The 14109-nt window shown below is 59.6% G+C and carries 16 protein-coding genes; 8 read left to right on the top strand and 8 right to left on the bottom strand.

The genetic code is table 11. The features are described 5' to 3' along the window. Positions 1-195: 195 nt before the first annotated feature. The 6 genes from AC1RJ3_RS09195 to AC1RJ3_RS09220 are packed head-to-tail and all read left to right on the top strand — an operon-like array spanning position 196 to position 6265. A complete protein-coding gene (locus tag AC1RJ3_RS09195; protein WP_493078533.1) occupies positions 196-3114 on the top strand; it encodes a monovalent cation/H+ antiporter subunit A in 2919 nt (972 codons plus the stop codon). Then, positions 3114-3458, top strand: a complete 345-nt coding sequence (locus AC1RJ3_RS09200) for a Na+/H+ antiporter subunit C (protein WP_003202835.1) — start codon at positions 3114-3116, stop codon at positions 3456-3458. The genes AC1RJ3_RS09195 and AC1RJ3_RS09200 overlap by 1 nt, the downstream gene beginning before the upstream one ends. Next, complete coding sequence (locus AC1RJ3_RS09205) at positions 3455-5140, top strand: monovalent cation/H+ antiporter subunit D (RefSeq protein ID WP_054596754.1); 1686 nt, start codon at positions 3455-3457, stop codon at positions 5138-5140. The genes AC1RJ3_RS09200 and AC1RJ3_RS09205 overlap by 4 nt, the downstream gene beginning before the upstream one ends. Then, positions 5137-5625 carry a Na+/H+ antiporter subunit E gene (locus AC1RJ3_RS09210; RefSeq protein ID WP_347929634.1) on the top strand — a complete coding sequence of 163 codons (489 nt, stop codon included), beginning with the start codon at positions 5137-5139 and terminating at the stop codon, positions 5623-5625. The genes AC1RJ3_RS09205 and AC1RJ3_RS09210 overlap by 4 nt, the downstream gene beginning before the upstream one ends. Continuing rightward, complete coding sequence (locus AC1RJ3_RS09215; RefSeq protein WP_019690998.1) at positions 5622-5900, top strand: K+/H+ antiporter subunit F; 279 nt, start codon at positions 5622-5624, stop codon at positions 5898-5900. The genes AC1RJ3_RS09210 and AC1RJ3_RS09215 overlap by 4 nt, the downstream gene beginning before the upstream one ends. After that, entirely contained in the window at positions 5897-6265 is a 369-nt protein-coding gene (locus tag AC1RJ3_RS09220) for a Na+/H+ antiporter subunit G (RefSeq protein ID WP_493078536.1), read from the top strand. Before AC1RJ3_RS09215 ends, AC1RJ3_RS09220 begins: the two co-directional genes overlap by 4 nt. Positions 6266-6304: 39 nt before the next feature. Here the strand turns inward: AC1RJ3_RS09220 and AC1RJ3_RS09225 are convergent, their stop codons facing one another. From AC1RJ3_RS09225 to AC1RJ3_RS09240, 4 genes are all read right to left on the bottom strand, one after another. Further along, positions 6305-6742, bottom strand: coding sequence for a DUF3995 domain-containing protein (locus tag AC1RJ3_RS09225; protein WP_103315189.1), 438 nt, complete (start codon positions 6740-6742; stop codon positions 6305-6307). 139 nt (positions 6743-6881) lie between these two features. After that, positions 6882-7895 carry an ABC transporter substrate-binding protein gene (locus AC1RJ3_RS09230; protein ID WP_493078538.1) on the bottom strand — a complete coding sequence of 338 codons (1014 nt, stop codon included), beginning with the start codon at positions 7893-7895 and terminating at the stop codon, positions 6882-6884. Between the two features lie 119 nt (positions 7896-8014). Further along, positions 8015-8218, bottom strand: a complete 204-nt coding sequence (locus AC1RJ3_RS09235; RefSeq protein ID WP_054596749.1) for a hypothetical protein — start codon at positions 8216-8218, stop codon at positions 8015-8017. Then, complete coding sequence (locus AC1RJ3_RS09240; protein ID WP_371917629.1) at positions 8219-8689, bottom strand: hypothetical protein; 471 nt, start codon at positions 8687-8689, stop codon at positions 8219-8221. Positions 8690-9100: 411 nt separating this feature from the next. On the opposite strand from AC1RJ3_RS09240, the gene AC1RJ3_RS09245 reads away from it, so the two are divergent. Both AC1RJ3_RS09245 and AC1RJ3_RS09250 read left to right on the top strand, forming a co-directional pair. Then, complete coding sequence (locus tag AC1RJ3_RS09245; protein WP_054596747.1) at positions 9101-9292, top strand: hypothetical protein; 192 nt, start codon at positions 9101-9103, stop codon at positions 9290-9292. Between the two features lie 159 nt (positions 9293-9451). Continuing rightward, the gene (locus AC1RJ3_RS09250) at positions 9452-9682 is read left to right on the top strand and encodes a hypothetical protein (protein ID WP_054596746.1); all 231 of its coding nucleotides are present in this window, start codon (positions 9452-9454) and stop codon (positions 9680-9682) included. Between the two features lie 42 nt (positions 9683-9724). On the opposite strand, the gene AC1RJ3_RS09255 is transcribed toward AC1RJ3_RS09250, so the two are convergent. The 4 genes from AC1RJ3_RS09255 to AC1RJ3_RS09270 form a co-directional block, all read right to left on the bottom strand. Further along, the gene (locus AC1RJ3_RS09255) at positions 9725-9928 is read right to left on the bottom strand and encodes a hypothetical protein (protein ID WP_054596745.1); all 204 of its coding nucleotides are present in this window, start codon (positions 9926-9928) and stop codon (positions 9725-9727) included. 135 nt (positions 9929-10063) lie between these two features. Then, positions 10064-11674, bottom strand: coding sequence for a methyl-accepting chemotaxis protein (locus AC1RJ3_RS09260; protein WP_493078542.1), 1611 nt, complete (start codon positions 11672-11674; stop codon positions 10064-10066). A 214-nt stretch (positions 11675-11888) separates the two neighbouring features. Beyond that, entirely contained in the window at positions 11889-12293 is a 405-nt protein-coding gene (locus AC1RJ3_RS09265) for a TraR/DksA family transcriptional regulator (RefSeq protein WP_019691009.1), read from the bottom strand. A gap of 325 nt (positions 12294-12618) precedes the next feature. Beyond that, on the bottom strand, positions 12619-13968 hold the full coding sequence (locus AC1RJ3_RS09270; RefSeq protein ID WP_493078544.1) for a carbohydrate porin: 1350 nt from the start codon (positions 13966-13968) through the stop codon (positions 12619-12621). Positions 13969-14109 lie beyond the last annotated feature (141 nt).

Below are 14109 nucleotides of genomic sequence, written 5' to 3' on the forward strand. Positions count from 1 at the left end.
GCTCCTACAGGATCTCACCACCTGTAGAAGTAAGGCTTGCCCGCGATGGCGTTAGAGCGGTCGAATACTGCGCTTCGAAACAATGTGAATCAGGCGTTTTCAGCCTACCTTGTAGGATCCTGCCACAGCTTGGCAGTTGGTGATCAGGGGCTCGGCACGTATGATCCTTCACAAACTTCCGCAGATTAGAAGCCTATGTCCCTGATAGTTCTACTGCTTCTGCCTTTTATTGGCAGCTGTCTGGCGGCCTTGCTGCCGCACAACGCGCGTAACACTGAATCGATACTCGCTGGCCTGGTTGCCTTGATCGGCACCGTCCAGGTGGCGTTGCTGTATCCGCAAATCGCCCACGGTGGCGTGATTCGCGAAGAGTTCTTCTGGCTACCGAGCCTGGGCTTGAATTTCGTCCTGCGCATGGACGGTTTCGCCTGGCTGTTCTCGATGCTGGTGCTGGGCATCGGCACGCTGGTGTCGCTGTATGCGCGGTATTACATGTCGCCGGACGACCCGGTGCCACGCTTCTTTGCATTCTTCCTGGCGTTCATGGGCGCCATGCTCGGGCTGGTGATCTCCGGCAATCTGATTCAAATGGTGTTTTTCTGGGAGCTGACCAGCCTCTTCTCGTTCCTGTTGATCGGCTATTGGCACCACCGCGCCGATGCTCGCCGTGGCGCCTACATGGCGCTGATGGTGACCGGTGCCGGTGGTTTATGCCTGCTGGCGGGGGTAATGCTGCTCGGCCATGTCGTGGGCAGCTATGACCTGGACAAGGTCCTGGCCGCCGGCGATCTGATTCGCGCCCATGCGTTGTACCCCATCCTGCTGCCGTTGATCCTGATCGGCGCCTTGAGCAAAAGTGCCCAGTTCCCCTTCCACTTCTGGCTTCCCCACGCCATGGCCGCTCCGACACCGGTCTCGGCTTACCTGCACTCGGCGACCATGGTCAAGGCCGGAGTTTTCCTCCTGGCACGGCTGTGGCCGTCGCTGTCCGGCAGCGAAGAATGGTTCTATATCGTCAGCGGGGCTGGCGCTTGTACATTGTTGCTCGGCGCTTACTGCGCGATGTTCCAGAACGACCTCAAGGGCCTGCTGGCCTACTCGACCATCAGCCATTTGGGCCTGATCACCCTGTTGCTGGGGCTGAACAGCCCGCTGGCCGCCGTCGCGGCGGTGTTTCATATTCTCAACCACGCGACCTTCAAGGCCTCGCTGTTCATGGCCGCCGGGATCATCGACCACGAAAGCGGCACCCGCGACATTCGCAAGCTCAGTGGCCTGGTCAAACTGATCCCGTTCACCGCGACCCTGGCGATGGTCGCCAGTGCCTCGATGGCCGGCGTGCCGTTGCTCAACGGCTTCCTCTCGAAAGAAATGTTCTTCGCCGAAACCGTGTTCATCAATGCCTCGGCCTGGATCGAGACTACCCTGCCGATCGTTGCGACCATCGCCGGTACGTTCAGCGTCGCCTATTCGCTGCGCTTTACCGTAGACGTGTTTTTCGGCCCAACCGCCACCGACCTGCCGCACACCCCGCACGAACCGCCGCGCTGGATGCGTGCACCAGTGGAGTTGCTGGTGTTCGCCTGCCTGGTGGTCGGGATTTTCCCGGCCCAGGTGGTCGGCCCGTTACTCGCCGCTGCGGCCCTGCCGGTGGTGGGTGGAACCTTGCCCGAATACAGCCTGGCGATCTGGCACGGCTGGAACGCGCCGATGATCATGAGCTTGATCGCCATGTCCGCCGGTATCGTTGTGTACCTGCTGCTGCGTAATCAGCTCAAACGCGGGCGGTTCAACTACCCGCCTCTCATTGGCCGCCTCAATGGCAAGCGCCTGTTCGAACGCGGCCTGGTGGTGATGATGCGCCTGGCTCGACGGCTTGAGCGGCGGGTCAGTACCAAGCGCCTGCAAACCCAATTGTTCCTGCTGGTGCTGGTGGCCGTGTTGGCGGGGTTGATTCCGCTGCTGCACAGCGGCTTGAGTTGGGGCGAGCGGCCAAAGATCCCCGGCTCGATCGTCTTCGTCACGCTCTGGTTGCTGGCGATTGCCTGCGCGTTGGGCGCCGCCTGGCAAGCCAAGTACCACCGACTCGCGGCCCTGACGATGGTCAGTGTCTGCGGCATGATGACCTGCGTCACCTTCGTCTGGTTCTCGGCGCCGGACCTGGCCCTGACCCAATTGGTGGTCGAGGTGGTGACCACCGTGCTGATCCTGCTTGGCCTGCGCTGGTTGCCACGGCGGATCGAAGAGGTCTCGCCACTGCCCGGCAGCGTGCCCAAGGCGCGGGCTCGCCGTTTGCGCGACTTGCTGCTGTCGGGCGCGGTCGGCATCGGCATGGCGCTGCTCGCCTACGCCATGTTGACCCGCCAGACACCGAACGATATTTCCTCGTTCTACCTCAGTCGTGCGTTGCCCGAAGGCGGCGGCAGCAACGTGGTGAACGTGATGCTGGTGGACTTCCGCGGCTTCGACACCCTCGGTGAGATCACCGTGCTGGTGGCCGTGGCGCTGACCGTGTTTGCCCTGCTGCGACGCTTCCGTCCACCGAAAGAAAGCATGCAACTACCGGCACAACAGCGCCTGCTGGCACCGGACGTGGTCACTGATCTGGTCAACCCGCGTCACGCCAGCGATACCGCGCTGGGCTTCATGATGGTCCCGGCGGTGCTGGTCCGGTTGTTATTGCCAGTTGCAGTGGTGGTGTCGTTCTACCTGTTCATGCGCGGGCACAATCAACCGGGCGGCGGTTTTGTCGCGGGCCTGGTGATGTCGGTGGCGTTCATCCTGCAATACATGGTCGCCGGCACTCAGTGGGTCGAGGCACAGATGAGCCTGCGACCGGTACGCTGGATGGGCACCGGACTGCTGTTCGCCACACTCACCGGCCTGGGTGCAATGGTCGTCGGTTATCCGTTCCTGACCACCCACACCTGGCATTTCGGGTTGCCGTTGCTGGGCGAGATTCATATTGCCAGTGCGCTGGGCTTCGACATCGGCGTGTATGCCGTGGTGGTAGGTTCGACACTGCTGATCCTGACTGCCCTGGCGCACCAATCGGTGCGTGGCCACAAGCCGGGCAGCCAGCCTAAACCCATTGCCAAGCCAGGAGCTGCCTGATGGAAGAAGTCATCGCAATTGCCATTGGCGTACTGGCTGCCTCCGGGGTCTGGCTGGTGCTGCGCCCACGGACCTTTCAGGTCGTCATGGGCCTGTGCCTGCTGTCTTACGGGGTCAATCTGTTCATCTTCAGCATGGGCAGCCTGTTCATCGGCAAGGAGCCGATCATCAAGGACGGCGTGCCCCAGGACTTGCTGCATTACACCGATCCGTTGCCCCAGGCGCTGGTACTCACCGCCATCGTCATCAGTTTCGCCATGACCGCATTGTTCCTGGTGGTGCTGCTGGCGTCCCGGGGCCTGACCGGTACCGACCATGTCGATGGCCGGGAGCCTAAAGAATGAGCTGGATGCCCCATCTGATCGCTGCACCGATACTACTGCCGTTGCTGACGGCGGCACTGATGCTGATGCTCGGCGAAAAACACCGCCCGCTCAAAGCCCGGATAAACCTGTTCTCGAGCCTGCTGGGCCTGGGGATTTCCGTACTGTTGCTGCAGTGGACCCAGGCGCAAGGCGTGCCTGGTTCCATCGGCGTCTACCTGCCGGGCAACTGGCAGGCCCCCTTTGGCATCGTGCTGGTGGTCGATCGCCTGTCGGCGCTGATGCTGGTGCTGACCGGGATCATCGGCGTCAGCGCCCTGCTGTTCGCCATGGCCCGCTGGGACAGTGCCGGCGCAAGCTTCCACGCGCTGTTCCAGATTCAACTGATGGGCCTCTACGGAGCCTTCCTGACCGCCGACCTGTTCAACCTCTTCGTGTTTTTCGAAGTGCTGCTGGCGGCGTCTTACGGCTTGATGCTGCACGGCTCCGGGCGCGCCCGGGTGTCGTCGGGCCTGCATTACATTTCGATCAACCTGCTGGCCTCGTCGCTGTTTCTGATTGGCGCCGCGCTGATCTATGGCGTCACCGGCACCCTGAACATGGCCGACCTGGCGCTGAAGATCCCGCTGGTGCCGGAAGCCGATCGCGGCTTGCTGCATGCCGGCGCGGCGATTCTGGCTGTGGCATTCCTGGCCAAGGCCGGGATGTGGCCGCTGAACTTCTGGCTGGCCCCGGCCTACTCCTCGGCCAGTGCCCCGGTGGCGGCGATGTTCGCGATCATGACCAAGGTCGGCGTCTACACCCTGCTGCGTCTGTGGACCCTGCTGTTCTCCGGCCAGGCCGGTGCGTCGGCATACTTTGGCGGCGACTGGCTGACCTACGGCGGCATGGCGACAATTATCTGCGCGGCGTTGGCAATCCTCGCCACGCAGCGCCTGGAGCGCATGGCCAGCCTGAGCATCATGGTGTCGGCGGGCATCCTGTTGTCGGCCATCGGTTTTGCCCAGCCGAGCCTGATCGGCGCGGCGCTGTTCTATCTGGTCAGCTCGACCCTCGCGCTGAGCGCGCTGTTCCTGCTGGCGGAACTGATCGAACGCTCGCGCACCGCCATCGAGATGCCGCTGGACGATGAAATCGAAGCGCTACCGCGACCATCGCAATCTTCACCGCCGAGCAAGGGCATCAACCTCGACGACGACCAGAAAGCCGTGGTCGGTCAGGTAATTCCCTGGACCATGGCCTTCCTGGGCTTGAGCTTCATTGCCTGCGCCCTGCTGATCATCGGCATGCCGCCGCTCTCCGGGTTCATCGGCAAGCTCGGCTTGCTCAGTGCCCTGCTCAACCCGCTGGGCCTCGGCACCTCGGGGGAACAGCCGATATCGAACGCGGCATGGAGCCTGCTGGCGCTGTTGATCCTGTCCGGGCTGGCCTCGTTGATCGCCTTCTCGCGCTTGGGTATCCAGCGTTTCTGGACGCCCGCAGAACGCCCGTCACCGGTGCTGCGACGCCTGGAATGCGTACCGATCTTTGCCTTGTTGGCCTTGAGCATCGTGTTGACCTTCAAGGCCGAACCGCTGATGCGTTACACCCAGGCGGCCGCCGACACCTTGAACAATCCGCAGCAATACGTGATGGCGGTACTCGGCACCCGCGCCGTACCCAGCCCCGAAGCCAAGGCTGCGATGCAGGAGGTGCAACCATGAAACGTCTGTTCCCTGCCCCCTGGTTGTCGTTGGCCCTTTGGCTGCTGTGGCTGGTGCTGAACCAGTCCATCAGCCCGGGCAACCTGCTACTGGGTGCGATACTGGGTTTTTGCGCACCACTGATGATGCGCAAGCTGCGACCGCTGCCGATCCGTATTCGTCGTCCCGGGGTAATCCTGCGCCTGATCTTCCTGGTCGGGTGTGACGTGCTGGCGTCCAACCTCGCCGTCGCCTGGGGCGTGTTGAACGCCGGGCGGCGGCCGCCACACTCGAAGTTCATCAAGGTGCCACTGGACCTGCGTGACGCCAACGGCCTCGCGGCGCTGTCGATGATCACCACAGTGATTCCCGGTACGGTCTGGTCGGAACTGGCGCTGGATCGCAGCATTTTGCTGTTGCATGTGTTCGATCTGGATGACGAAGCGCACTTCATCCAGCACTTCAAGGCGACTTATGAGCGCCCCTTGATGGAGATTTTCGAATGAGTGCCCTGCTCTCGAATGCGGTTCTGTTCAGCCTGTTCATTTTCTCGCTGGCGATGGGACTGACACTGATTCGCCTGTTCAAAGGTCCATCGGCACAGGACCGGGTTCTGGCGCTGGATTACCTGTATATCCTCGCCATGCTGATGATGCTGGTGCTGGGGGTCCGTTATGCCAGTGACACCTACTTCGAAGCGGCGCTGCTGATCGCGCTGTTCGGCTTCGTCGGCTCGTTTGCCCTGGCGAAATTCCTGTTGCGTGGCGAGGTGATCGAATGAATGAGCTGGGTCAGTTGTCTTTGTGGGTCGAGATCCCGGTGGCGACCCTGCTGGTGGCCAGCAGCCTGTTCGCGTTGATCGGTGCCATCGGCCTGCTGCGCTTGAAGGACTACTTCCAACGCATGCACCCACCGGCTTTGGCCTCGACCTTGGGCGCCTGGTGCGTGGCGCTGGCGTCGATCATCTTTTTCTCGGCACTCCAGTCGAGTCCGGTGTTGCACGCCTGGCTGATCCCGATACTGCTGTCGATCACCATGCCGGTCACCACCCTGCTGCTGGCGCGTGCGGCGTTGTTCCGCAAGCGCATGGCCGGGGATGATGTGCCGGCTGAGGTCAGCAGTCGACGGACAGAAAGCGAGCGTTGAGCCGAAAAGATCGCAGCCTGCGATCCTGAAGATTAGAACTCACCCCCACGCAACGGCCAACAACCCCGCCCCCAACACCACACACAGCGGTGAATAGGCCCAGGTGTCGAGGCGCGCGAACTTCGACCCGGCCTGTTCCTTGAAAAAGCCGACAAGATTCGAATCACCAATCGCGCGGGCAAACATCAGCAAGGCAACTGCACTGATCAGCCATTGCATCGACCAGTGCCCGACTGCCGGCACAAACAGGCCAACTCTCAGGCACACCATCAGGGCAATCAGCAACAACCCGACAGCCACCGCCAGGGTTCCCAGTGCAGAAGGTCTGAAAGCCGGCCGCAGCCCCTCCTCTGCGCCGCCTTGTACCTGCGGCACAACGGCGTCAATGGCCCAACGACCGCCGAGCGCCCAGTACAAATGAATCAGGCTGATCAGCACAAACGCGGCGACGATCCATTGAGCAAGCACAAACGTCATGAGCAGGGTTCCGGGAATCGATGGCAGAAGAAACAGCCTAGACCAGACTTTTTGTCAGTGCGTTGTTCCACGACAATGTTGCAGTCACGTCGCATAAAATTCGCCTGAGCTCTGACCGTTCATTGATCGACCGGGTACCCTACAGACTTGCAGAGACCTTGTCTGCGACATCCTTGGGCAGCCACGCCCGCCAGACATCCGGGTGCGCCTTCATGAAGGCTTCGGCTGCCTGGCGCGGCGCGGTGTGCTTCTCGCTTATTTCGGCCAGGGCTTTGTTCAACGGCCCGATCGGCAGATCAACCTTGCTGAAAAACTCAGTCACCTGCGGATACTGTTTCTGGAAAGGTGCAGACACCCCAATCGACAGTTTCGAGGGCAGCGAGCGTGTTGGTTTTGGATTGGGGTTATCGGCATCGGTCAGGGTTTTCCAGGCCTCGGCATCGAACGGCGGCTCTTCCAGCTGAATCAACTTGAAGCGCCCGAGCAACGGGGTTGGCGACCAGTAATAAAACAGCACCGGCTTGCCACGGCGAATGGACGAGGTGATCTCTGCGTCCAGCGCCGCGCCGGAACCGCTGCGAAAATTCACATAGCTGTCCGTCAGGCCATAGGCCTTGAGCTTCTGCTTGTTGACCACTTCCGAGGTCCAGCCGATCGGGCTATTGAGAAAACGTCCCTTGCCGGGGCTTTCCGGATCGCTGAAGACATCCTTGTAGCGCGGCAAGTCCGACACGCTGCGCAAGTCCGGCGCCAATGGCTTGATGCCTTTGGCCGGATCGCCCTTTATCACGTATTCCGGCACCCACCAGCCTTCGGTTGCGCCTTTGACCGTATCGCCGATACTCGCCACCTTGCCTTCAGCCTCGGCCTTGACCCAGACCGGACTGCGACCGGCCCACTCTTCGCCAATGACCTGAATGTCATTGTTGGCCAGCGCGGTTTCCAGGGTGATGGTGGTGCCCGGCAAGGTATCGGTCGGCAGGCCGTAACCCTTCTCGACAATGATCCGCAAAATGTCGGTGATCAGACTGCCGCTTTCCCAGTTCAGGTCGGCGAAGTGGATCGGCGCCGGGGCGGCCATTACGGTCACGGGCGACACCAACAGACCAACAGTGGCTAGCAGACTTCCCAGTAGCAGTCGAAACCCTTTCATGCGTTGCACCTCGTGCTGTTCACAGCCATGGCAGGACGGCTTTGCGCACAAAGGCCGCGCACCTGCGAATACTCAGTCAACTGACTGTAGTAGAGGTTTGTGCGTTCGAGGTCCAACGATCAACTTTCAGAAGAGTCCTGCAAGTGCTGCAACTCCCTTCGCACCATGCTGGCGTACTCCGCCGGACGCAAGGTGTAGATCTGCGATGCCACCCAGCTTAGCCAGGCGCCCTGCAGAACAGCCCTCTGAGCGAACAGGCGCTGGGCTTGTGCACGAGCACTGTCGAGGTTTTGCTCATGGAAGTCGGCCCGGGACAGGCTCATTTATTCGCTGGCCTTGAACGTTATAAGCTCGCCCTTGCGCCACTTGGCAGCTTTGCCGGTTACCGCTTTCAAGGTTTTGGTCAGGCCTTCCTGTAGCTGTTGGTGAGCGGCAAACACCGTCACTACGCTATGGCCTTCCTTGAACAGAATGGCGTGGCCGTCTGCCGTGGTCACAAATGCGTAATCACCGAGGCCGTAGACCGTCAGTTTGATCTCGCGAAACTTGATTTCGAATTTCCCACCTTCGCGACTCGGCAATACCGCTGCGCGGAAATGATCGCCGACCTTGAGTTCCAGGCGAGGCTTGTCGTCCACCACCAGCGCCGACTCGGTGTCGATCTCGGCGACGTAAATACCTTCAGGGGTCTGCTCGGTGATGTAAACGAAACGTGATTGAAACTGTTTGACCAGCTTTGCGCGCAGATCACCCAGCACAAACAAAGCATGCATATCGAGATTACTTACTGCCAAGGAAACATCCCCACATCTGAAAATGACGCTACCTGCAGAAAAAACAGGCAGCAGAAAAACGGTCATACCGAAAATGTCGCAACAATGACCCAAGCTGAAATCGTGAAGCGAGCAGAAAGCTCCTTCATCGCAGGGTAGGAAAAGACTACTGGAGTGCCCATCCTCCCGTCTTCCCTGGCGGTCGTCAGATGCTGAAGGAAATCGCCCTTCTAACGGCCAGAGAATACTGGACTATCTACTTTAGGGAGAAAACTCCTTAAAAAAAGCACTTTTCTGACATATCGCCAGAAAAAAATTGCTTTAGATAAGCATGAACCTCCAACCCGTGGAGGCGATTCTAGAGCAGCCATGCGCCCCTAGACTACCTAAAGCGACGTGTATCCGTCGGCAAACCATAGAAAAGGAATTCATATGAGCACGCTGACCCTCCCCGCCCAGCACACAAACACCCCGACCTATAGCCCTCACCTGCGTTATCAGGTGGTTCTGGCAGGTAAGCGCTTTTTCCATATCAAAGAAACCGCAACGGGTCGTGTAAGAGGCTTCCGTGGTGACCACAACGAAGCCTGCGCCCTCGCCAGAAACCTCGAAACCCGCTTCTGACACCCCGGATGGTGTTTGCCTGCACTGTCGTTTCGTCACACCGATGACTTAACTGCGCCGCCAGCAAGCAACAACTGCCATACTGCCCGACCATTGAAACTCAGCCCCTTCGGCGGGCTGCGTTGAAAACAACAGAATAATTTCCAAGGGAAGGCGTACGTGACGGAATTTGATATCGGCGAATTTTTTATTTGGGGCGAAGCCAGAGAAGTCGACGGCGAATTCCAGGCTGTCATTGTAATGCGCGCCAAGCCGCCGCTGACCACCGTGACTTACCACCAGGTCGAGAAAGACCGTTGGTTCAAAACCACGGACGTCGCTGCAGCCGCGGCCATGGAATCTGCCAAAGCGTTGAAGCTTGCTGTTGATGGAGGCGCACTGAAAGCCTGATCGACAGGTCGCGACTTGAGCAGACTCATTAGCGAAAACGATTTAATGCAGGCTGTCGGGCTTTTCGGCGTTCAGTTGCGCCAACCAGGCAGCTTTACATTCCTCGGCCTCATTACGGCTTGAGAATGCAGTGCCACGTTGCTCGCCATTGAGCAAGACGACCCAGCACACGCTTTGCCCCGCTGCCCGCAATCCGGCAGGCACGCCACTGCCAATCATCACCGCCACATCGACTTTGCTTTGCATGAGAGCACCTCGGAATTTTTCATTAGCTTCCTAACAATGTAGAAATGTTAATGAGTCCCGCTCCCTGGAAATAGCCGCCTGCCTGCACAATTTCCTTGCATAACCGGTAACAATCACATGTCCCCGGGACCAGCCTTACCGTGGGCTTTCAGGTTTGTAACCCAACCGCAGTCCACCCCAATGCCGCCCTTTGAGCATGATCGGAACCGACAAGTCATGCATCAATTCGCCCGTATCACGAGTATAGGTCTGAAGTAATACAGGCTGTTGATGGCTGCCACAGCGAATACCGGTACGGTCACTGAATTTGCGTTTGGTGCGGTTCTGCAACGCGTCGACATCTACGTCGCCGGTCAGCGGCTGACTGAAGATCGCATTGTGTGTCGGTACGTAGCCTTGCTGGGTGCAGGCGATCGCAAACACCAGACCTTCATGACGCTTGAGCAAGGGTTCCTGTATCCCCGGCAGCACCTGATCGGCGTAGCGATCAAAACGGGTCTGGAACTTGGTCGGCGCCGTGTTGGGAATTGCCTGATAGTTGCGGTCGAACAGGTCCTCCAGACTGATGCGCCCCTGGTCGATGTCCTGCGCGAAACGCTCAGCGATCTGACTGGCACCTTCGCGTGCCAGGTCATAGATCCGTTGGTGGTAGTCGTCCAGTCCGACCTCGGCGAGGCGTTCGCTGATGGTCTCGGCCTGCCCCTCCATTTGCACCGCCGCTTGCGCCAGGTGCCGGGTTTGCTGATCACTGACTGCCAGATCGCTGCGCATCTGTTCGACGGCATGAAACAGACTGTCCAGTTGTTGGTGATTGTTACTGGAACCACTGGCGATCTCACCGACCTGGGCTTCAACCCCGGCGGCCAGTCGGGCAATGTTTTGCAATTGTTGCCCGGTGTGCTCGACTTGCTCGACACCGCTGTTCAGATCGCTGGACAACTGACGGATCTGCTCGACCACCTGCGCTGTGCGCTGCTGGATGTCGGCCACCATCAACCCGACCTCTCCCGTAGCGGTTGCAGTGCGCCCGGCCAGCCCGCGAACTTCATCGGCAACCACTGCAAAGCCACGGCCATGCTCTCCGGCCCGCGCCGCTTCAATCGCCGCGTTCAGCGCCAGTAGATTGGTCTGGCTGGCGATCGTCTGAATCACCAGCGTCACTCGCTGGATGTCTTCACTGCGCACACTCAGGGCTTCGATCAGCTCGCGACTGTCGTTGGCGCGCACACTGAGCTGGTGCATCCGCGTGATGGATTCGGCCAGCACGGTGCTCCCCAGGACACTGCTCTGGTGGGCTTCGCTGGCGGCGCTCAAGGCTTGCTGGCTGAGTTGTGAGGTCGCCTTCTCAGTCCCGATCATGACTTCGGCACTGCTGACGATTTGCGCGGCAGCATCGAGTTGCGACTGCAGTTTGCCGGCCAGTTGCTTGACCGAATAGGCCACGCCAGCGGCAGACAACGCGTTATGACTGGTGGAATAGGACAGATCGCGGGTCAGTTCGGTGATCGCACTGGACGCGTCGGCGACGGGAACGTCGACGATTGCCCGCGAACGCAGGCGGGGCAGCCAGATAATCAGCACCGCCACCGGTAAACAGAGGTAAAGCGGCCAGCCGCCGAGTGCCAAGGCGCACAGCAACAGCATCAAGGCGGCGCTTTGCAGCGCAGGCATCAACCAGCGCGCATCCGTCTTGGGTGAAACCCGTGATTGCGCCGCTGCGCCAGCCAAAGATCCGTCGCCTGCCATGTTCGTTACCCCACTGCGTTTTCTATTTGTTGTGTCAGCATTAAGCGCCACTAGAAGGCCATTATCTATGGTCCATTAGTCGCGGTGCTTGCAGCAGATCAATAGAAGTGCGGGGATATTTTCCGGGCGGCAAAAAGCTTCGCGGGCAAACCCGCTCCCTCAGGTGAAGTGTGACCTGTGGGAACGGGCTTGCCCGCGAATGGGCGCTACTGAATCAGGCCTGACGCTGGTGCTTGTCGATTTGCTCGTGACGCTCTTGAGCTTCGATGCAGTACTTGGTGGTCGGGCTGATCAGCAAGCGTTTCAGGCCGATTGGCTCGCCGCTGTCGTCGCACCAGCCAAAAGTGTCGTCGCCGATACGTTCCAGCGCTCGTTCCAGCTGAGGCAGCATGCGCTGATCGCGATCAATGGCGTTGACCAGCCAGGTGCGCTCTTCTTCGACCGAAGCCGCGTCAGCCGGGTCAGCCGGGGTATCCAGGCTCTCAATGGCGATGCGGTTCTGTTCGATGCGCTCGTGGGTTTCCACTTTCATGGCTTGCAGCAGCTCGGTGAAAAAAGCCTGTTGCTCGGCATTCATGTAGTCATCCGCCGGCATGGCCAGCAACTTTTCCTTTGTCATTGATTTCTCTATAAAAAATACGTGCATTAAGGCGAATCAGGGAGCTTTCCGGTCGACCCGCAAGGCCTCGGAAAGGCGCCGTACATTCCAAGCGCCACCCGGCACTCAATTTACGAGGGGCGGCAGTCTAAGGCCGACTTGCAACCTCAGCAACTGAAAAGACAGGGAATTTGTCCGATACAGCCCTTAAATTGCTCTCTGGCAAGCTTTGAGGCGGTTATCGGAGTGCGTTTATAGCAAGAAATTCAATCGAGCGGCTGTATATAGAAGACAAACGGCTACGCCACGCTTGCCTGCGTGGCGTAATTCACCGCGAAAAGTGCCTTTAGAACACGGTTTCGACCTTTATCCCGCCGATCACCGCCGAATCGACTTCACGCACACCACCGGGGTAACGCACGTATTGCAGGTTCGGTCGCACGGTCAACCAATTGGTGACATGGAAACCGTAATACAGCTCGGAACTGTATTCGCTGTGCTGCAGCGGGATACTCGCCGGGTCGTTGTAATCGGTCGCACCGTTGACCTGATTCTGCAATTGCGCGCGCTCGCGGTAGTCGCTGTTGGTGTGAACCCGGGCGACACCAAAGCCGATCGCATCCTTGGGCCGTGAATCGAATGGTCCGGTGTACACCATCCCCGCCTGCATGAAGTTGTCGACCTGGTTGGTGTCCTTGTCATGCAGCGTCAGGTTGGCGAACAGCGACAAACCTCGGCTGGCATCGCCGTTATGGCTGGTGATCTGCTGCTGGGTCACCAGCCAGTAACCGGACTTGCTGCTGTGAGACTTGAACGCGTTGCCAGTCAGTGGTTGCGGCTGGCCGTTGACGTCCTTGAGCACATCGTCGGCATTCGCGGTGCTGTAGTAGTAGCCGACCCGGTATTCGCCCGGCAGTCCCTGGACTTTCGGCGACCAGACCAGCTCTACCGGGAATATCGTGCCCTTGGTGCCGCTGCCATCAAGCTTGAAGCCGTTGCCGACTTCCAGGTTCGAGGGGTTCTGGTTGTAGGCACCGACCTGCACGAATACTTCAGGATTGAGGCTGTACTTGACCCGCCCAGCCAACTGACTGACCGGCCAGTTGTACCAGATGCTGCCAGCCCAGTTGCCGACCTGGGAACCGCAGAAGGTCAAGCTCTGGAAGTCGCAAGGGAAGCTGTTGAAGTCTTCGCCAGGACCAAAGCGACCGACCTTGATGTCCAGCGCGCCGTCGTCGAGAAAGCCCTTGCTCAGCCACAACTGGGTCAGGCGCCAGGTCTGGCCACGACCGTAGACTTCCTGGGAGGAGTTGTAACCACCCACGCGCGGGTCGGCAATCCGGTCGTTGGTCAGGCTCCGACCGTCGCGCTCGGTGATCGCCATTTTGAAGGTCGCGTGCTCAAGGCCCATGGCCTTTTGCAGATCGACCTTGAGCCCAAACACGAACTGCTCGGTCCAGCGTGCGGTCTTGTCGTCGTTGTAGCCACCCTTGAGGTTGCTGGCAAATTCACCGCCGTGCTCCAGCTGAATGTCGTAGCCCTTTTCCAGCCAGTCGGTGCGCAGACCGCCCCAATCGCCAGTCAGCCATTTCGAATCGGCCGAAAACGCATCCGCCGCCAGGCAGTGTCCTGCGCTGCCCATGGCTGCCAGCAGCAGGCACGGTGAAAGGTACAAGGTTGATTTTCTTACGCCCATGGCAAAGCTCACCTTTATTGTTATTAGGAGTTTTTTAAGAAGATTGAATCGGGGGACTGCTGTGTAGGCGCTGGGGGCGCCCAGCTCTTGCTCGCGATGGGCGTGATGCGGTTTACCTGTTACACCGCGTTATCGTTCATC

The sequence above is a fragment of the Pseudomonas sp. GW822-FHT04C11 genome (genome assembly GCF_058800905.1).